Here is a 17,810-nt window from a genome sequence, read left to right as displayed (position 1 = left end):
AAGGAGAGCTGAATGTCCAAAAAGACCCAAAACCTTTTCTACGGCATATTCTTTGCCTGCGGGGTTATTTATCTCGGACTGGTAATTATCGCCTGGAAAAATGGCGTTTTTGACAACCCGATTCCTTACCGGATGCCGCTCGGTGTCGCCTACATCGCGGCTTGGGCTATCACTATCGTGTTCTTTCTGATTCCGAATCTATATCAGACCAAAAAAACCACGATAGGAGTAGTCTTTATCGTGTTGCTCGCCCCGGCGATACTGCCGTTTACCGGGTTCCTGGTTCCATTTTTCTTTCTGTGGTACAAGGTTTTGCCCCAGAAAAACCAAACCACCACCACCTAACATCAACCAAAAACCGTTCGCTTCTCGCGGACGGTTTTTCTTTTTGTCATTCTGAGTCCTTCGCCTACGCTCAAGATAAACTCTGCGAAAAATCCAACCCTGCTGTCATTCTGAGCGGTAGCGAAGAATCCCTCCAAAAAAGAGATACATATGAATATTAAATAAAACGTAATCGTCGATGATTACGTTTTATCATGTTCTTTTTCTTCCGTGGGTAATTAAGAGGGATCCTTCGCAGGCTCAGGATGACAACCCCTAGTCCAACTCTTCCAGCGCCTTTTTTTGCGCTCGGGACAGACGTGTCGGCGTTACAACTGTCACTTCCACATAATGGTCGCCTTGTCCCGAAGCATTAAGGTGTGGCACGCCTTTGCCGGAAAGTTTGAAAACCTTGCCACTCTGAGTACCGGCAGGAATACTGAGTTTAACCGGACCATGAACAGTATCAACATCTATTTTGTCACCAAGCGCGGCTTGGCGAAAAGTGATACTTGCTTTATTCCAAATATCATCGCCGCGACGATCAAAACGATTATTTTTGTAAACATTAACGGTAATATAAAGATCTCCCGCCGGCACTCCCCGTTCGCCGGCCTCACCTTTGCCTGACAAGCGAATGCTTTGCCCGTCGGAGATACCCGCCGGGATTTTTATTTTTATCTGCTCTTTGCCAGTCTTAATACCTTTACCGCCGCAACTCTCGCATGGCTTTTCAAAAACCTTTCCTTCGCCGTCGCACTGTGGACAAACACCAACGCTACGGATATTACCAATAAATGTCCGCTGAACTTGTTCTACCTGACCGCGACCACCGCAAGTGGGACAAGTAGTAATCTTACTACCCGGCTTGGCGCCAGAACCTTCACAAGTATCGCAAACAATATTTTTTTTCAAATCAACGGTTTTTTCTGCACCAAAAATACTTTCTTCAAAAGTGATGTCGATTTCGGCTTCGATATCTCTGCCTTTAGTCGGTTGACTAGAACGCTTTCCCCCACCGCCACCAAAACCGAAGATATCGCCAAACCCGCCAAAGATGTCACCTAGATCGCCAAAGTCAAAATTGGCGCCCGAGCTGGAGTGTCCGCCCTGTCGCGCAAAATCCTGCCAGTTAAATCCGCCGGCACCGGGACCACCCGCGCCATTGAAGGTCTGACCAAATTGATCATACTGCTTTCTTTTTTCGGGATTACCCAGCGCCTGATAGGCTTCGTTGATTTCTTTAAACTTAGCCTCATCACCACCTTTTTTGTCTGGATGATAAAGATGGGCCTTTTCACGGAAGGCTTTTTTGATTTCATCAGCACTGGCGGTTTTGGGAACGCCGAGAGTTTCGTAGTAGTTTTTTGACATGATAGGAGGTTAGGAGGTTAGGAGGTTAGGAGGTTAGGAGGTTAGGAGGTTAGGAAATTTCCTATCCTCTTACCCTCATATCCTCCTGCTTTCTTATTTATCTGTAAACCCGATCTCTTTTCCTGCTGGCGCTTCGGCTTCGGTTATCGCGCCAAATTTGTCTTCGTACATCTTGACGTTGTCTTGCAGCGCTTTGATAATCCGTTTCAGATGTCCGGGGCTGGTAATGATTTTACCAATAACTCGACCACTAAGTCCAGCGACGTTAGCAAACATCATGAGAAATTCTTCTTTGGTGTGAGAGACTTGCATAAAGTTGGCGTAATCCGCGCCCGGGATATTGTCGGCAAGTTTAATTTCGGTTGGTTGTTGATTTGGTTGAGACATAAATAGTGGTTAGTCGTTAGTGGTTAGTGGTTAGAAAATTTTCTAATCCCCAACTACCAACTACCAGCTCCTAATTATCTCCGACTGATAATACTTTTCTTGAAAATATGTTAATTCTTTTATTTGTTCGTCGGTAAAGCTGGTGCCCTCTGGCACGACGATTAGTTTGTCGTCAGCGTCGTTGGTGCGGTGGATGACCGCTATACAAACACCAGTAAACTCTGTCAGCGGCTCAGTAATACCCAAAATATAAGCATCCGTCTCTTCGCCATCAGGAGAAAAATTGCCCGGCACAAAGCCGTAGTTGATCGGATAAATCAAACCCGGATGTTTGGGGTGCTCGGTACCGATCGGCCGATCCATTTTGATCGTCACCACTTTCCCCAGATATTTTGTCGCGTAATCCATAATTGATTTGGTTTCGGGCTCCGATAAATCGGAGCCCGCCCTATATACCATATACTAAGACCTAAATACTATTTTTTGACTTCCTCGTATTCCCCTTCGACCGGCTCATCCCCGGCGGAGCCGGGTCCGGCTTCGCCGGATTTTTTTTCACCAGCTTGCGACTCGGCCGAGGCGCCAGCCGAGGCCGCGCCTGAATTTGGCTGTTGATTCTGGTACATGGCTTGACCGATTTTCTGTATCACCTGATTTACTTCATCAGTAGCGCGTTTGATCGCAGCAATGTCAGTACCGTCTTTAACTTTCTTTAGAGCGTCAACTTTATCTTCGATTTCTTTTTTCACCTCAGCCGGTACTTTGTCACCAGCATCTTTGATCGCTTTTTCTGCAGTGTAGACGAGAGCCTCGGCGCCATTTTTGACTTCGATTTCTTCTTTTTTCTGCTTATCTTCGGTCGCATGGCTTTCCGCTTCTTTTTTCATTTTTTCAATTTCGTCTTTGGATAGACCAGACGATCCGGTAATAGTAATAGACTGTACCGCGCCAGTAGCCTTGTCTTGAGCTTTAACGCTCAGGATACCGTTAGCGTCGATGTCAAAAGTGACCTCGACTTGTGGCATACCGCGTGGCGCTGGCGGAATACCGGAAAGAATAAATCTTCCAAGAGATTTGTTGTCGCCAGCCATTTCGCGTTCGCCTTGCAGGACATTAATTTCTACCGAAGTCTGATTGTCAGCAGCAGTAGAAAATATTTGAGACTTGGATGTCGGCACAGTAGTGTTGCGGTCGATCAGCGGAGTGCGAATACCACCAAGAGTTTCAATACCAAGAGTCAGCGGAGTAACATCAAGTAGCAACACGTCATGGACTTCACCTTGTAGCACGCCGCCTTGAACCGCAGCGCCAATAGCCACCACTTCGTCAGGGTTGACGCTGAGATTCGGCTTTTTGCCAAAAAACTCTTCCACCTTTTTCTGTACCAGCGGCATACGAGTCATACCCCCGACCATCACCACCTCTTCAATATCGGTAGTTTTTAGTCCGGCGTCAGCTAGAGCTTTGCGCACTGGCTCAAAAGTTTTTTCGACCAGACCACCAACCAGTTCTTCGAGTTTAGCGCGAGATAGTTTCAAAACTAAATGTTTGGGACCGTCGGTACCGCTAGTAATAAACGGCTGATTGATTTCGGTTTCACCGGCGGTGGATAGCTCAATTTTAGCTTTTTCCGCCGCTTCTTTGATACGTTGGAGTGCCATTTGGTCTTTGGACAAATCAATACCTTGATCTTTTTTAAACTCGGCATTGATCCAATCGATAATCACGCGGTCAAAATCGTCACCGCCCAGATGAGTGTCGCCGTTGGTTGATTTAACCTCGACGGTATTTTCCGATACATCGAGAATTGAGATATCAAAAGTACCGCCGCCAAGATCGTAAACGGCAATCTGTTCGCCTTTTTTCTTATCAAAACCGTAAGCCAGCGCGGCGGCGGTCGGTTCATTGATAATACGTTTGACAGTCAGACCGGCGATTTGACCAGCATCAATAGTGGCTTTGCGCTGATCGTCGTTGAAGTAAGCCGGTACAGTGATCACCGCTTCGGTAATTTTTTCACCAATCTTGCTTTCGGCGTCTTGTTTTAGTTTTTGCAGTATCATTGCCGACACTTCTTGCGGCGTATATTCTTTGTCCCCCATTTTTACTTTGACGCCAGTACCTGCTTGAGCAATCATATACGGCAAAACTTTTAGATCGCGCTGCACTTCAGCATCGTCATAATGACGGCCGATAAGCCGTTTAACCGAATAAATAGTGTTTTCCGGATTGGTAACAGCTTGGCGCTTGGCCAGTTGCCCTACCAGTCTTTCACCGGTTTTGGTAATAGCCACAATTGAAGGAGTGGTGCGATTGCCTTCGGCGTTTTCGAGCACCTTTGGCTCACCGCCCTCGATAATAGCCATGCAGGAATTTGTGGTTCCCAGATCGATTCCTAAAATCTTTGACATAATGTTTATGGTTTTAATTATTTTAATTATTTAGTATAATTTACTTAGACAAATTAACATTGACAGAAGGGGGGGGAAACGATGAAAGAATGCGAAAGGCTGATTGCTAAGTCATTACGTTTCCTGGGAATTGGTAAATTTTCTTTGGACGATTCTTTGGTGGAAGTGCTAAACGGCAAAAATCGGCAAGACCTGCAAGCGGCAATAGAACATTGCGGCGAAATATGCCTGCCTCGTGGAGCTATTGATTCTATCAAACAAGCTAATACCGTCAGAGAAGTCGTCGATGGGCTGGAGCAAAGTCGTACCCTTGCTGATCAATCAATCGCCGAGTGGTGCCTATAAAGCACCACTTTTTTTCTCCACACTTACCGCCCCCCTCTCTAAAGAATAAGGGGCGGACAGTCTGGAGAAAATTATTTTTTATTTACTTTAACCTGGATAGTCTTTGGCTTGACTTCTTCGGCTTTCGGTACGGAGATTTTGAGAATACCATCCTTGTACTCAGCGTTGGCTTCACCGCCGACAACATGCGTGGGTAGGGCTACCGAGCGGTAAAAACTACCTTGCTGCACTTCTTTGCGGTAATAAGCCTTGTCTTCGACTTCACTCTTTTTTTCAGTCGTACCTTTGATAGTCAGGACGTCGTTTTCGATAGAAACCTCGACTTTTTCCGGATCAACTCCGGCTAAAGCAGTCTCAACGTAAACATTGTCTTTGTCTTGGTAAACGTCCATCGCGGGAATAAAAGCCCGCATACCCCGACTGGTGGGAAAATCGAGAGCTTGATCCATTTCTTCGAACGGATCCCACATTGGTGTCCATTTGATTAGTGACATATTGTTATTCTCCTTATTCACCTCCGTGGCAAAATCACGGTAGGTGGTTTATTTATATTTATTAAAATGTCAGGAGGTTATAAGGTTAGGATGTTAAGAAAAAAATTATCCTCCTATCCTCCTATCCTCCTATTTACTCACCACCACCTTCGCCGCTTCTATCACCTTACCGTGCATCGTGTATCCAGGACGTACTTCTTCAATCACCTGATCTGGGTCGACTCCTTTTTCTTCTCTCTGACTAACCGCTTCGTGAAACTCTGGATTAAACTTTTCACCAACCGTTTTCATATCTTCAATACCGATATTTTTCAGGACATCTTCCAGCTGCTTTTTAATATGAAAAATTCCTACTACCCAATCTAGTTTTTGCTGATCAACCGGAATATGTTTGGTTGCTTCTTTGAAATTGTTAAGAATTGGGATTAATTCTAGTACAAGTCCAGCATTGGCAAATTTGATCCAATCCTCTTTTTCCTTGATTGTGTCTTTTTTTAGATTCTGATAGTCGGCCACGGCCCGCAGCCATTTATTTTTGTAGTCTAAGACCAAATCAACTTCGGCAGCACCGACTCCGTCATCCTGAGTTTCTTCGGCTTGAACCTGATCATCTAGGTCCTCTTTAACTTTTTTATCTTCATCCATAAATATTGCACTATTTAATTATTTCTTTAATAAAATTCACCATGCCGACATTGGCATCATAATCCATGCGCATCGGTCCAAGTAAGCCCAAAATCTCATTGCCATCTTTAGTTTGATACTTAGCAACTACGGCTGAACACATATTGCCAAAAGGGTTTTTGGAACCGATCATGATTTGCGATGCAGTTTCCGGCAGGTCAAAAATCTTTTTCATTGCTTCGTCTAAATGATCAACCACTACACCGAGGTCGTAAACCAAACCTTTCTCGATAAACTCGGGCTGAGAAAAAATATTGGAAACTCCGGTATAATAAGCATCATTAGGTGCAAAACCGACAAAAACCAGTTGGCCCGACATTTCTGCCAAATCTTTGGCAATATTTTTGAGCATCAAGCGGCGATCATCAGCAAACCTTTTCAGCATTTCTTTTAGTTTCTTCTGATCGACTTCCTTCATTTCACGAGTCGAAAGAAAGTTTTCCACATAAAAACGATAACCCTTTTCCGTCGGTACCCGGCCAGCCGAAGTATGCGGCTGAGCGATATAACCCTCTTCTTCCAGCAAAGCCATTTCGTTACGCACGGTAGCCGGACTAACGTCCAGATGGTACTTTTCCACCAATAAAGAAGATCCAACCGGCTGGGCTGTTTTTATGTGTTCTCTGACTATTGAAGTAAGTAATTTTTCTGTACGATCTTCCATATAAATCATTTTACTCCAGTTAGCACTCACGTGTCAAGACTGCTAATTATAGGATTTTAGCAAGCCTAAATCTGGTCAAAAAACAAACCAGGTTAGAACCACATCTCGCCCCGCCTCTTTGAAGCGTGAAAGATTTTGATAACCACCGACCAAAGGCGAAGCCGCTTCTACCACCTACTCTCAAAAAAACCAAACCGTGTCTGAGAGGGGCGGGGTCAAGACTGCTAATTATAGGGTTTTAGCAAGCCTGAATCTGGTCAAAAAACAAACTAAAAAACAACCATTCAAGGCTGCGATTCGCTACTTACTATTTGTTGCCTACCAGTTAGTATCCACTACTTCCTACTCACTCCTCAAAGCCTCCACCGGATCCAGCGCCGCTGCCTTTTTTGCCGGATAAAGACCGAAAATCAAACCAACGGCAATAGAAAAAATACAAGAAATAATAATACCGTTTATTGGCAAGTCAAAACTCCAATTGAATCCAAGATAAGTGGCGACCAAAGAAATGGTAAAAGATAAAATCGAACCAAGAACCACTCCCACTATCCCGCCGGTGAAAGTTAAAGTTACGGCTTCCAGCAAAAATTGGGTTAAGATATTTCCTGGTGTTGCTCCAACGGCTTTTCGCAGACCAATTTCGTAGGTTCGCTCGGTCACCGAAACATACATAATGTTCATGATTCCTACCCCGCCGACAAGCAGCGAAATCGCTACCAATACTAAAAGCAACGCGGTAATACCGTTAACCACTGTATTGATAATCTGCTTGGCTTGCTCTTGAGTCACTGCTTCAAAATCGTCACGATCCGGATCAGTAATATTGTGATTGTTTCGTAACACGTCAATGATTTGCGAAGCCGTATATTCGCTCTGAGAATTATCTTCAACCTGAGCGGTGATCCAAACCAGATAATCGATACCCAAAATTTCTTTTTGCAAAGTTTTCACCGGCATTACCAGCATCTTATCCATGTTAAAAAAAGACAAAGATCCTCGCGGCTTATAAACGCCGACGACTGTAAAATTTTGATTAGCAACCCTAATGCTTTGACCAAGAGCGTCACTGGTACCAAAAAATTTATCTTTAGCTTCGCTGCCTAACAACACCACCTTTGCCTGGCTGGCATTCTCCTCGATACTAAAAGGCCGACCAATATCTATCTCACCGGTATCAATATCAAAAAATTCGCTAGACACCCCCCAAATCATTAGTTTCTCCGACTCAGATTCGCGAGAGGCTTTTTCTTGACCCATAACAGCGCTATAAGCTGTTCGAATATTTGATATTTTTAAAATATCAATCCGATCTTTTTCCTTAAGCGTGGTAACAACATTCGGACCAACCCCTTCCATCTGTTTCTTGCCGGGAGTCCGCGGCTCTATTTGGATATAATTACTACCAAAAGAATCCATTTGACCATCAATAAAAGCTTGCAACGCCTGCCCAGCCGAAAAAACCATAATCACCGAAGTAATACCAATCACGATTCCGAGCAAAGTCAAAATCGACCGACCCTTATTGGCCCGTAGTGTAACGATCGTCGCTTTTATTTGATCGATAATATAATACATAATACTTAGCGTATAACCTTTTTATAGTCCTTGCTATTTAATTTTCAATACCTATCTCAAAGAATCTATCGGATCTAACTTTGCTGCGCGAAGCGCCGGGTAGTAGCCAAAAACTAGTCCAATTACCCCAGCCACACCCACGCCGATAATAATCGATGAAAAAGAAATAACAAAACTCCAGCTATAACCAAGGTAATTCATAACAAACGAAATAAATAAAGAGATCAGACCGCCTAAAATTATTCCGATAATACCAGCGATAAAAGTCAAAAATACCGCCTCAAGCAAAAATTGTAATAAAATTTGCTCCTCTGCCGCCCCAACCGCCTTACGCAACCCAATTTCACGGGTCCTTTCTGTTACCGAAACCAGCATGATATTCATAATACCAATACCGCCGACGAGCAAAGCAATCGCGGCAATAGCAGCTAGAAAAAATCTCAAATAGTCGGTAATGCTGGTTAAAGTGTCTAATGCTGCCGCTTGATTACGAACACTAAAATCGTCGTCTTCGGGATTATCAATATTATGACGCTGGCGCAAAATTCTTTCCATTTCCAAAATTGTCGGTTCGATATTTTCAGCAGTATCAATTTTAATCCTAGCGTAATTTAGATAATCTATTCCCATTATCAATTTTTGCCCCGAAGAAACTGGCAAGTAAACAGTCTTGTCAAAACTTTGACCCATCGCCGACCCCTTTGGTTTGGTATAGCCGATAATGGTAAAAGATTCTTTTTTAATTTTTATCTTATGACCAATCGGATCCTCGTCAGGAAAAATTTCTTCTTTTATCTGACTGCCAATAATAGCCACCCTGCCAAGACCTCTCTCTTCCTCTCCCGAAAACCAGCGACCTTCATCAATTTCTAAATCATTAACCGTGGGAAATTCCGCTGAACCACCGATAATCGTATAACTATTAGCTTCTTCCTCATAAGAAACAACCTCGTCGGTCGTTACAATACCAGAAGCAGCTACTACTTCTGGCAATTCTCGCCTAATAGCATCAATATCTTCATTTTTTAGAGTAGTAATAACAATACCAAAAGCAAAAGCCGGAGGGCTTTTTTCATCTCCACCACCTGGCAGTATGCCAACTAAATTCGAACCCAAACTATTGATCTGGTTAACAATCAAACTTTGGGCGCCAGCGCCAACCGCCATAATAACAATCACGGCGGTGATACCGATAACAATGCCGAGAATAGTCAAAACAGCCCGCTTTTTATTGGTAAGCAGGGCCTTTTCCGCAATCTTTATTGCATCACTTATATACATAGTTATTTATTGAGTCCGTCTTTGGCAAATTTGCGGTTATTAACTATAGCGTCACCAACTATAGACCCATCCCTGATTTTAATCACTCTTTTGGCATGATCAGCAGTATCGCTTTCATGAGTAACTAAAATAATAGTTTTACCACCATCATTAAGCTTTTCCAATATCTCCATCACTTGTTCGCCGGATTTACTATCTAGGTTACCCGTCGGTTCATCGGCAAAAATTATTTCCGGATCATTGATTAGGGCTCGAGCAATAGCTACTCGCTGTTTTTCACCACCGGACAATTGATTAGCCAAATAATTCAGACGATGTCCCAAACCAACCGCTTCTAACTCTTTTTGAGCGATTTTTTTGCGATCGGATATTTTAACTTTTTTATTATAAATTAACGGCAAGATAACATTATCTAGAGCCGACAGCCTAGGCAAAAGATTAAATGACTGAAAAATAAAACCAATATTGTTAAGACGAACACTCGCCATTTCTTCATCAGGAATATCTTTAACATTTCCACCTTTAAGAAAATAATCTCCGCCACTAGCGCGGTCCAAAAAGCCTAAAATATGCATCAGTGTTGATTTGCCAGACCCTGACGGACCCATAATCGCCACAAACTCACCAGCCTGTATTTCAAAACTAACCCCTCTCAAAACAGAGGTGATAATTTCTTCGCTGACGTAATCTTTCTTGAGATCGACTAATTTTATTATAGGAATTGCCATAGATTATTTGCTGGCATTTTTTACGTAAACCACAATTTCTTCAGCTTGATTTAACCCCGAAACGATTTCGATCAAACCATCGTCTGCCTTTAATCCGATCTCAACAACCTTTTCGACAACCTCATTCTTAGTTTTATCGATCATCACCTCAACCACTTTTTTGCCGTCTTTATTTTTTACCGCGCGTTGCGGGATATATAAAACATCATTTTTTTCTGCTGCCACTATATCAATATTAGCGGTCATACCAGATTTAATTTCTTTATCAGACTGTCCTAGGTCAACTTTAACCCGATAATAAACCACGCCCGAAATTACCGTCTCGGCGGGATCAATAGCTAATATCTGCCCGCTAAATTTCACATCACTACCATAAGAATCAAGAGTGTAAGTAGCTTTATTGCCCAATTTTAGTTTAGCAATGTCAGCTTCAGAAATATCAACCTCAATATAGTAAGGATTGTTGGGCAACATAACTATCACCGATCCAGCGCTAGCACCAGCGGTTTCGCCAACAGCGTTATTAACCGCCGTAATAATACCGTCAACTGGGGCGGTAATAATACGATCTGTAATTCTGCTAGAAATAGACCCGACCTGGGCTTCGGCTTGTTTTACCACCGAATGTTGATATTCTATATCCTCCGAACGAGTTGGCGCTTTTTTGAAAAGCAGCTGGGCTTCGGCTAAGTCCAGGGCGGTTTTAGCTTTATCTGCCAATGACTGAGCTGAATCAATCTGATTATTATAATAATTTTCTTTGGTTTGCAGATTAGACTTGTCCGTCCCGATTGTAGTAATGCCAGTAGCAATTATTGTTTGATCGGAACGAACGCTGGTTTTCAGGGTATCAAGTTCGGTTGTTGTAAAAGTCGAACTAGTCGGTGTGTTTAATAACGCATTAAAAGTTAAGTCTAAAGCATTATTAACCTGATTAAGTGCATAAAATTCTTTGGTCAGAGCGTTTTCCGCGGCAACAATAGTGCCAAGGCTACTTGCTTGCAAAACATACGGCTCAGCGTCAGCAACGGCCTGATTAGCAGCTACCCGCTGTAATTCCAGATCAATTTTTAACTGAGAATTTTTATCACTAAAAGTATCTTTGGCGTCATTATCATTTATGGTGTTATAAACCGTGTCCATCGCTGCCTTAGCCTTGAATAAATAATTGTTTAAATCGCTAACGGCGGTAGCGCGCAGTGCTTCCAAATTTTTATCCTTATCTTTCTTAGCGTTTTCCAGATCAACCAAAGCAGCCAGATAAGCCACGCGAGCCGAATCTACCTGCTGCGAAGTGACATTCACGTCTTCGACTGTAGCGCCGGCCACCAGTTTATTTAAATTCGCTTGCGCTGAAGCTAGGCTAGCTTGAGCCTGTCGCAGCTGACTGGACAAATCAGAAGAATCGAGTCGCGCTAAAGCTTGCCCGGCAGCCACCTTGTCGCCAACCTTAACCGGCAAAAATACTATTCGACCGGTTGCCGCAAAATTTAAATCAATTGTTTCAGTGCTTTTCACCGAGCCGGTAGCCGACACGGTCTGTACCAGATTTCCTTTTTCTACCTTAGCCGTAACATACTCGGTCATTGGTGCTTTTTTAAGAAAACCAAAATAAACAACAGCAACAACAACCAAAACGGCAATGATAATTAAAATAACCTTATTTCTTTTTTTCATAGCTTTTTACTCTTTATCTTTATGATATTTATTTATAAAACTAGCCTGTTTTAATATCGCCTCACTGATATTTTTACCAAATATTTCTTTTTTAATACCAAGCGATTTATCAACCAAATTTTTAAAAGCGGCAAAATAACGAAATAACACTTCTTTGTCATGCAACGTCTTGTGCGGCAATTTAACCAAAGTCGTTCTCGCGTCAATAATCAGCTCTACTGTTTCCGCCGGATAAGGACAATCCAACGCGTCCTCCTTCGCTGCCTGCTCTACAATCTTTATAAAAAGCGGAACAAGGTTTTTTTTGATTTTAGCACACAATTCATCGTTAATAAATGGGTCACGAGTATTGTAAAATAAATCTATAAATAACATTCTTTTGGGACGCATAAAATCCCAACTCTGATAAAAATAAAGCTTGAGCTTTTCCGCACCGTTAATTTTTTTATCATCCACTATTTGTTGAATACTTTTTTTTAGTCCAATCAGATGACGATCGAGAATTCCCGACAACAGCTCTTCCTTACTAGAAAAATGGTGATAAAACCCGCCTTTAGATACTTTAACGATCTTAACAATATCATTAATACTGGTCTGATTATATCCTTTTTTAACAAAAGATTTTTCGGCAATATTAAGCAGCTCATCACGAGTCAACTCGGATTTATTTATCTTCTTTACCTTTTTAACATTGACCATATTTACTATTTTGCTGCCGGAAACCGACCATCGGTCGGTATTTTTTTATTATACTCCTTTCCTATCCACTGTCAAGGATCGACAACTGGATTTTTTTAACCAATTTTACTACTATAATATAAAGAAAAATAATATGAATGGAAAATTACAAAAAACTACCGATTTGATAAACAGCTTACCAGAAACAATTGCCGAACTCATTCCGGCATCTATTTGGCGAGTCCTGGTAAATACGTGGTCAATGGCTGCAATGGTGGTTTTTACCTATGAATTTATAAACGCTTATCCCCATCCAGAACTAACGACCAACCTAGCTATTATTTATATTGGGGTCCTTACCATTTATGTCGGCACTAAAGAGTTTCAACGCTGGAACAATATTCATAGCTCAGTTCGCTATGGCGAGTTTTATGTTTTAACATGGACTATATTAATGCTTGTTTTTGTGGCTATGGCGGCATACGATAAGCAACTTTACGTTAATCACGACCTGGCAGCCACTTATATCGCTATTTTAACCATTTTTGCCCTAACTCGCGAAATAAAAAGTCTTTATCTTAAACGTTCTGGCAAAAAATAACCAAGTATTGCTTTTTTAAAAATCACGTGTTATACTTTTAACCACTTACGAAATAACACAGTTAATCCGACCGGCCAGATGTCCACTGGCAAGGCAAGGATCACAAAAGAATTAAAAATTTATGAAAAAAGATATTCATCCCAAATATCACAAAAATGCTAAGGTAATTTGCGCCTGTGGCAATACTTTTACCGTTGGCTCGACCACTGAGGAGATTCACACCGAGCTCTGCTCTATGTGTCATCCCTTCTATACTGGAACCCAAAAATTAGTCGATACCGCTAGACGCGTCGATAAGTTTAAACAACGCGCTGAAAGGGCTGTTACTGCTGCTCAAACCCGAGGCAGTAAAAAAACAAAACACGCCAAAAAAGCCGCCGCTAAAAAAACTAACGAAAAGAAGGTTAAATCAAAAAAGTAAATTTGATATTTTCCCGCTTTGTTTTTATCATGACTTATTTGTGATAGAATAGAAGCGGGTTTTTAAATAGTTAAAAAAATAATATGACTATACAAGAAGCTAAAAACCAATATTCTGAAATAGAACAGCAGTTGCAAAATCCGTCGATCGCCAATAACCGTGAAGAAATGAAAAAAATTTCCCAAAAATACAACGAACTCAAAGAGGTCGTTGGCAAAATTACCGAGCTAGAAGGAATAGATAGGGAGATTATCGAAAATGAAAATTTGATAAAAAGCGGCGACAGCGAAATGAGCGAACTGGCTCAGGCTGACCTTTTTGAATTGCAGGAAAGAAAAAAATTGATTAATTCACAAATAACTGAACTGCTCAATCCCGCCGACCCGTTGGATAAAAAAAACATCATTATAGAAATTCGTGCCGGTACGGGCGGTGACGAATCAGCTCTCTTTGCCGCTGATCTTTTTCGTATGTACAGCCGTTATGCTGAAAAAAACGCTTGGAAAACCAAGATCGTTTCTGCTAGCCGTATTGGTATTGGCGGATATAAAGAAGTAATTTTTGAAGTAAACGGCAAAAATGTTTATGGCAATCTCAAATATGAAAGCGGTGTTCACCGCGTTCAACGTGTGCCAGAAACTGAAAAAAGTGGTCGTATTCATACCTCGGCTGCAACCGTAGCCGTAATGCCAGAAGCCGAAGAAATTGACGTCGAAATAAATCAAAAGGATTTACGTATCGATACTTTTTGTGCCGGCGGTCACGGCGGTCAAAGCGTTAACACCACTTATTCAGCGGTCCGCATCACTCATATACCTACCGGGTTAGTGGTTTCCTGCCAAGATGAACGCAGTCAGCTACAAAACAGGGAAAAAGCCATGCAAGTACTGCGCTCTCGCCTACTCGCCGCCCGAGAAGAAGAGAAACAAAAAAAGCTAGCCGCCACTCGCAAAAACCAAATCGGTACTGGTGATCGTAGTGAAAAAATCCGTACTTACAACTTTCCTCAGGACAGAATCACTGATCATCGCATCAAAGAGAGCTGGCACGGGATCGACAAGATGCTTGATGGCGATATTACTGAGATAATTAATGCTCTCAAAAAAGCCGCTAAGGAAAGTATGCAGGGGTAAGTATACAGTATATAGGAAATAGACTAAGTTCCTGTATACCGTATACCGTATACTACATACCCAGTCTCTATGTCCAACATCTCAAAAATACTCAACGACGCAACTAAGCGTCTAAAGTCCAAATCATCTTCTCCCACGCTCGACGCCGAGATTCTTTTAGCACATGTACTCAAAAAACCGAAAGAATTTATCTTGATCCATCCCGAGACGGTTCTCACCAAAAAACAAATTTCTAATTTACAATTTCTAATTTCCAAAAGAAAAACGGGCGAACCAATTGCTTATTTAACCGGTCATAAAGAATTTTACGGTCTGGATTTCATTGTTAATCGCCACGTCTTGGTCCCCCGTCCCGAAACCGAACTGCTCGTTGAGGAAACCTTAAAAATTATAAACGCCAACTACCAGCCACCCATTACTATTGCCGACATCGGCACTGGCTCCGGTTGTGTTGCTATTACTATCGCTACAAAATCCCCCAATGCCAAAATATATGCCACGGATATTTCCTCTCTGGCCCTAACGGTCGCCAAAAAAAATTCCGCCGAGCACAAAACCACCAAGCAGCTAATTTTTAAAAGAGGGAGCCTGCTAAGTCCCTTGCAAAATATTAAGCTAGATATTATCGTTGCCAACCTCCCCTACCTTGATAAAAAAATGAAAAACCTATTACGCTCTACCGAAACTCGTGGTCTAAAATTTGAACCAACACTCGCTCTTTACGCCGGAGACAAGGGACTCGATAAATTTAAAAAATTCTTCAGCCAACTGGCAAAAAGAAAACAACAACCAAATTTCGTTCTTCTGGAAATAGGACATAATCAAGGTCGAGTCCTGCAAAAACTCTGCACTAAATATTTACCCGGGTACAAAACCACCATAAAAAAAGACCTCTGTGATTTTGACAGGGTCTTAATTTTAAAAAAAATAATTTAATAGTTGATTTGCCAGCCAGTTGGCACCACTTCTATCCAGGTTGTGCCGCGAACAAAAGCAACCTCTGTTTCAGCCGGATCATAAAAACGAGTCCGGTCTTTTTGTGTTTCTTTTTTCCATTTTCCTTCTATTAATTTGCCATTTTGAAAAATCAAAGCCTTGCCCGAGCCAACGGTCTTCATCTCTTTACGACCGATACTGTCTAGCGTTTTTGTCTCAACAAACTGAAAAACTATATTTTTTGCAATAATCTGTTTTCCGGTATCGTCTTGATGACGTTCGCCAGCGTGCTCCCGATAATAAATATTATCCTGCCGGTCATAAAACCACTCTACCAAATAAGTACTGTGCGGCGAATAATTAAAACTGATATAGCCGTAATCATTCCCTCGCTGGTCCCAAGACGCCTCGTCAGTAAAAACCCAAGACTGATAGTTTCCGTAATTTATTATTTTATAATCTTGCAAATACTTATTTAAAAAATTTGCTGAAGTAAAAATATTATGAGGACTGGGCTTACCGGGATCTCGCCAAAAATATTTTCCCGCATAATATTCGTTAACATCATCCAAGCTGTCACTTTTTTTGACTTGTTCCAACGCTGCCACACTGCCGCCACAATGTAAATACAAAGCACCGTATTCCTCCGCCCAATCGATAAAATATGGACGTGCCGATCGTACTGGACCTATTTTTTCTATTTTTTCATAGTCAGTATAAATGGCAAGAAAACGAGAAATCGCCCCTTCGGTTACTGCTTCATAAACTAGCTGCGCCGAAGCAAGACCAGCCTGCGGCCAGGATTCAAAATGATTTTCAATCATCACGGCAATTGGTTTAATATCTTCTTTACCAGACTCGACACAAATACCATCAATCAGACGAAAATTTTTGCAAGGTTCGATCTTGATCGGCACTATGTTTTCCGTTATTAATTCTGGCGGAGTTTGGATAAAAAACAAAACAACGGCTATCATAAAGACAACCGCTGTTAATAAAATAATAATAAAATAATAATTTTTTTTACTTTTTATTTTCATGCCAAATATTATTCAGTTTTTTTATCTTCTGCCGGAGCAGCAACCGGGGTTTCTGCCGGAGCAGCAACCGGGGTTTCTTCTTTTTCTTCTCGAACAGCAACAGCGGTAGCTACTACAACCTCTGGATCAGTTAACACTTCTATATTGGAAGGAGCTTCCAAATCTTTAACTAAAATTTTATCTTCAAAAGTTTTAAGCGCCTGCATGTCAACGCGAATTTCTTTGACTAAATCCCCTGGTAAACATTTGACTTCAATTTCTTCAATACTATTAACAATAGTACCGCCCAACTCTTTAACCACGGGAGATTCGCCAAAAAACACCAAGGGAATAGCGGCATTAATTTTTTCATCCATCTTAACCTGGTAAAGATCGGCATGAATAATAGAATGTTTAACGGCATCATACTGGACATCAGCAACCAAAACTTTAACCGTCTTTCCGCCATCAACTTGTAAATCCACCAAAGAACTTTCGCCCGCTTCTTTATAAATTTTTTCAAACTGAGAATAACCAATGGATAAACTTTGGTTAGTAATACCGTGTCCATACAAAACCGCTGGAATAAAACCGCTGTCTCTAACTTCTCCGATATTTTTTCCGACTTGCTCTCTGGTCTTAGCTTCAAGTAATAAAGTCATATTATCTGATAATATAAAAAGACTGATTTTAAAGTCTTTTTTAGTTTATTTATTATTAGCCTACCAATTCTAACACATTATCAATTTTTTGCAAGAGCTGATGACTTTCCAAAATATCATCTTCGTTTATTTCTTTGTATTGCCGAAATTTCTGCACTTCTTCGGGATTAAGATCGGTAACCAAGCCAACCGAACTGATGCCCATTTGATTATTAAAAAGCAAGGCTAAAATAGCGCTCTGGCACTTACGACAACGAATATATATCAGACTCGCCCCTTCCTTCTCTTCCAGAACTCGCGCCTCCATAAAATTATAACTATTATCACACAACGGACAATGCGATACGAGCTTTAGGCTTTCATCAAAAGACTGCGGCAACCGACGATGTGAATTATTTGGTAACATATCTCTAAAT

At 41.6% G+C, this 17,810-nt stretch carries 20 protein-coding genes and 1 pseudogene; 6 read left to right on the top strand and 15 right to left on the bottom strand.

Annotation, left to right across the window (positions count from 1 at the left end; translation table 11 throughout):
• The first annotated feature begins 12 nt into the window (after positions 1-12).
• Positions 13-345 (top strand): hypothetical protein, encoded by a 333-nt coding sequence (locus tag WC310_03990; GenBank protein MFA5358949.1) that lies wholly within the window; start codon positions 13-15, stop codon positions 343-345.
• A gap of 255 nt (positions 346-600) precedes the next feature.
• Here WC310_03990 and dnaJ read toward each other — a convergent pair whose 3' ends face one another.
• From dnaJ to dnaK, 4 genes are all read right to left on the bottom strand, one after another.
• Positions 601-1,698, bottom strand: a complete 1,098-nt coding sequence (gene dnaJ, locus WC310_03985; GenBank protein MFA5358948.1) for a molecular chaperone DnaJ — start codon at positions 1,696-1,698, stop codon at positions 601-603.
• A 93-nt stretch (positions 1,699-1,791) separates the two neighbouring features.
• Positions 1,792-2,085, bottom strand: a complete 294-nt coding sequence (locus tag WC310_03980) for a DUF3467 domain-containing protein (GenBank protein ID MFA5358947.1) — start codon at positions 2,083-2,085, stop codon at positions 1,792-1,794.
• Between the two features lie 60 nt (positions 2,086-2,145).
• The gene (locus WC310_03975; protein MFA5358946.1) at positions 2,146-2,493 is read right to left on the bottom strand and encodes an inorganic diphosphatase; all 348 of its coding nucleotides are present in this window, start codon (positions 2,491-2,493) and stop codon (positions 2,146-2,148) included.
• Positions 2,494-2,561: 68 nt separating this feature from the next.
• Complete coding sequence (dnaK, locus tag WC310_03970) at positions 2,562-4,496, bottom strand: molecular chaperone DnaK (GenBank protein ID MFA5358945.1); 1,935 nt, start codon at positions 4,494-4,496, stop codon at positions 2,562-2,564.
• Positions 4,497-4,577: 81 nt separating this feature from the next.
• On the opposite strand from dnaK, the gene WC310_03965 reads away from it, so the two are divergent.
• Complete coding sequence (locus WC310_03965; GenBank protein ID MFA5358944.1) at positions 4,578-4,841, top strand: hypothetical protein; 264 nt, start codon at positions 4,578-4,580, stop codon at positions 4,839-4,841.
• Positions 4,842-4,912: 71 nt separating this feature from the next.
• Here WC310_03965 and WC310_03960 read toward each other — a convergent pair whose 3' ends face one another.
• The 8 genes from WC310_03960 to WC310_03925 all read right to left on the bottom strand — a co-directional run bounded on the left by WC310_03960 (position 4,913) and on the right by WC310_03925 (position 12,643).
• Complete coding sequence (locus tag WC310_03960; GenBank protein MFA5358943.1) at positions 4,913-5,335, bottom strand: Hsp20/alpha crystallin family protein; 423 nt, start codon at positions 5,333-5,335, stop codon at positions 4,913-4,915.
• Positions 5,336-5,464: 129 nt separating this feature from the next.
• On the bottom strand, positions 5,465-5,980 hold the full coding sequence (locus WC310_03955; protein ID MFA5358942.1) for a nucleotide exchange factor GrpE: 516 nt from the start codon (positions 5,978-5,980) through the stop codon (positions 5,465-5,467).
• A 10-nt stretch (positions 5,981-5,990) separates the two neighbouring features.
• Positions 5,991-6,683, bottom strand: coding sequence for a hypothetical protein (locus tag WC310_03950; GenBank protein MFA5358941.1), 693 nt, complete (start codon positions 6,681-6,683; stop codon positions 5,991-5,993).
• 342 nt (positions 6,684-7,025) lie between these two features.
• Complete coding sequence (locus WC310_03945; protein ID MFA5358940.1) at positions 7,026-8,258, bottom strand: ABC transporter permease; 1,233 nt, start codon at positions 8,256-8,258, stop codon at positions 7,026-7,028.
• Positions 8,259-8,309: 51 nt separating this feature from the next.
• Positions 8,310-9,539: an ABC transporter permease gene (locus tag WC310_03940; protein ID MFA5358939.1), complete on the bottom strand. Its 1,230-nt coding sequence runs from the start codon at positions 9,537-9,539 to the stop codon at positions 8,310-8,312.
• Positions 9,540-9,541: 2 nt separating this feature from the next.
• The gene (locus tag WC310_03935) at positions 9,542-10,267 is read right to left on the bottom strand and encodes an ABC transporter ATP-binding protein (protein MFA5358938.1); all 726 of its coding nucleotides are present in this window, start codon (positions 10,265-10,267) and stop codon (positions 9,542-9,544) included.
• 3 nt (positions 10,268-10,270) lie between these two features.
• Positions 10,271-11,944: an efflux RND transporter periplasmic adaptor subunit gene (locus WC310_03930; GenBank protein ID MFA5358937.1), complete on the bottom strand. Its 1,674-nt coding sequence runs from the start codon at positions 11,942-11,944 to the stop codon at positions 10,271-10,273.
• A gap of 6 nt (positions 11,945-11,950) precedes the next feature.
• Positions 11,951-12,643 (bottom strand): TetR/AcrR family transcriptional regulator, encoded by a 693-nt coding sequence (locus tag WC310_03925; GenBank protein MFA5358936.1) that lies wholly within the window; start codon positions 12,641-12,643, stop codon positions 11,951-11,953.
• A 133-nt stretch (positions 12,644-12,776) separates the two neighbouring features.
• Here WC310_03925 and WC310_03920 point away from each other — a divergent pair, with 133 nt between their 5' ends.
• The 4 genes and pseudogenes from WC310_03920 to prmC all read left to right on the top strand — a co-directional run bounded on the left by WC310_03920 (position 12,777) and on the right by prmC (position 15,713).
• Entirely contained in the window at positions 12,777-13,223 is a 447-nt protein-coding gene (locus tag WC310_03920; GenBank protein ID MFA5358935.1) for a hypothetical protein, read from the top strand.
• Between the two features lie 121 nt (positions 13,224-13,344).
• Positions 13,345-13,533: pseudogene (rpmE, locus tag WC310_03915) on the top strand (50S ribosomal protein L31).
• Between the two features lie 194 nt (positions 13,534-13,727).
• Positions 13,728-14,777, top strand: coding sequence for a peptide chain release factor 1 (gene prfA, locus WC310_03910; protein ID MFA5358934.1), 1,050 nt, complete (start codon positions 13,728-13,730; stop codon positions 14,775-14,777).
• A gap of 69 nt (positions 14,778-14,846) precedes the next feature.
• Positions 14,847-15,713 carry a peptide chain release factor N(5)-glutamine methyltransferase gene (prmC, locus tag WC310_03905; protein MFA5358933.1) on the top strand — a complete coding sequence of 289 codons (867 nt, stop codon included), beginning with the start codon at positions 14,847-14,849 and terminating at the stop codon, positions 15,711-15,713.
• Here prmC and WC310_03900 read toward each other — a convergent pair.
• From WC310_03900 to WC310_03890, 3 genes are read right to left on the bottom strand one after another with little or no spacing between them, the layout of a single operon-like run.
• On the bottom strand, positions 15,710-16,753 hold the full coding sequence (locus WC310_03900) for a DUF3048 domain-containing protein (GenBank protein ID MFA5358932.1): 1,044 nt from the start codon (positions 16,751-16,753) through the stop codon (positions 15,710-15,712). The two genes, prmC and WC310_03900, sit on opposite strands and share 4 nt — an antisense overlap.
• 8 nt (positions 16,754-16,761) lie before the next feature.
• Positions 16,762-17,394 (bottom strand): 50S ribosomal protein L25, encoded by a 633-nt coding sequence (locus WC310_03895; protein MFA5358931.1) that lies wholly within the window; start codon positions 17,392-17,394, stop codon positions 16,762-16,764.
• A gap of 55 nt (positions 17,395-17,449) precedes the next feature.
• A complete protein-coding gene (locus WC310_03890; GenBank protein ID MFA5358930.1) occupies positions 17,450-17,800 on the bottom strand; it encodes a hypothetical protein in 351 nt (116 codons plus the stop codon).
• Between the last annotated feature and the right edge of the window lie 10 nt (positions 17,801-17,810).

Source organism: Patescibacteria group bacterium, from assembly GCA_041653535.1.
Taxonomy (GTDB): domain Bacteria; phylum Patescibacteriota; class Patescibacteriia; order JACRDY01; family JACRDY01; genus JBAZFH01.
The sequence above is the reverse complement of the archived record's forward strand: the minus strand, read 5'-3'. Positions and strand labels throughout refer to the sequence as shown.

What these genes read in the sequence shown, in the direction of transcription:
- WC310_03980 (MFA5358947.1), bottom strand. Translation starts at nt 2,085, where the DNA reads ATGTCTCAACCAAATCAACAACCAACCGAAATTAAACTTGCCGACAAT.
- WC310_03940 (MFA5358939.1), bottom strand. Translation starts at nt 9,539, where the DNA reads ATGTATATAAGTGATGCAATAAAGATTGCGGAAAAGGCCCTGCTTACC.
- WC310_03925 (MFA5358936.1), bottom strand. Translation starts at nt 12,643, where the DNA reads ATGGTCAATGTTAAAAAGGTAAAGAAGATAAATAAATCCGAGTTGACT.
- prfA (MFA5358934.1), top strand. Translation starts at nt 13,728, where the DNA reads ATGACTATACAAGAAGCTAAAAACCAATATTCTGAAATAGAACAGCAG.
- WC310_03975 (MFA5358946.1), bottom strand. Translation starts at nt 2,493, where the DNA reads ATGGATTACGCGACAAAATATCTGGGGAAAGTGGTGACGATCAAAATG.
- WC310_03900 (MFA5358932.1), bottom strand. Translation starts at nt 16,753, where the DNA reads ATGAAAATAAAAAGTAAAAAAAATTATTATTTTATTATTATTTTATTA.
- dnaJ (MFA5358948.1), bottom strand. Translation starts at nt 1,698, where the DNA reads ATGTCAAAAAACTACTACGAAACTCTCGGCGTTCCCAAAACCGCCAGT.
- WC310_03950 (MFA5358941.1), bottom strand. Translation starts at nt 6,683, where the DNA reads ATGGAAGATCGTACAGAAAAATTACTTACTTCAATAGTCAGAGAACAC.
- WC310_03890 (MFA5358930.1), bottom strand. Translation starts at nt 17,800, where the DNA reads ATGTTACCAAATAATTCACATCGTCGGTTGCCGCAGTCTTTTGATGAA.
- WC310_03990 (MFA5358949.1), top strand. Translation starts at nt 13, where the DNA reads ATGTCCAAAAAGACCCAAAACCTTTTCTACGGCATATTCTTTGCCTGC.
- WC310_03955 (MFA5358942.1), bottom strand. Translation starts at nt 5,980, where the DNA reads ATGGATGAAGATAAAAAAGTTAAAGAGGACCTAGATGATCAGGTTCAA.
- WC310_03895 (MFA5358931.1), bottom strand. Translation starts at nt 17,394, where the DNA reads ATGACTTTATTACTTGAAGCTAAGACCAGAGAGCAAGTCGGAAAAAAT.
- dnaK (MFA5358945.1), bottom strand. Translation starts at nt 4,496, where the DNA reads ATGTCAAAGATTTTAGGAATCGATCTGGGAACCACAAATTCCTGCATG.
- prmC (MFA5358933.1), top strand. Translation starts at nt 14,847, where the DNA reads ATGTCCAACATCTCAAAAATACTCAACGACGCAACTAAGCGTCTAAAG.
- WC310_03945 (MFA5358940.1), bottom strand. Translation starts at nt 8,258, where the DNA reads ATGTATTATATTATCGATCAAATAAAAGCGACGATCGTTACACTACGG.
- WC310_03920 (MFA5358935.1), top strand. Translation starts at nt 12,777, where the DNA reads ATGAATGGAAAATTACAAAAAACTACCGATTTGATAAACAGCTTACCA.
- WC310_03935 (MFA5358938.1), bottom strand. Translation starts at nt 10,267, where the DNA reads ATGGCAATTCCTATAATAAAATTAGTCGATCTCAAGAAAGATTACGTC.
- WC310_03965 (MFA5358944.1), top strand. Translation starts at nt 4,578, where the DNA reads ATGAAAGAATGCGAAAGGCTGATTGCTAAGTCATTACGTTTCCTGGGA.
- WC310_03930 (MFA5358937.1), bottom strand. Translation starts at nt 11,944, where the DNA reads ATGAAAAAAAGAAATAAGGTTATTTTAATTATCATTGCCGTTTTGGTT.
- WC310_03960 (MFA5358943.1), bottom strand. Translation starts at nt 5,335, where the DNA reads ATGTCACTAATCAAATGGACACCAATGTGGGATCCGTTCGAAGAAATG.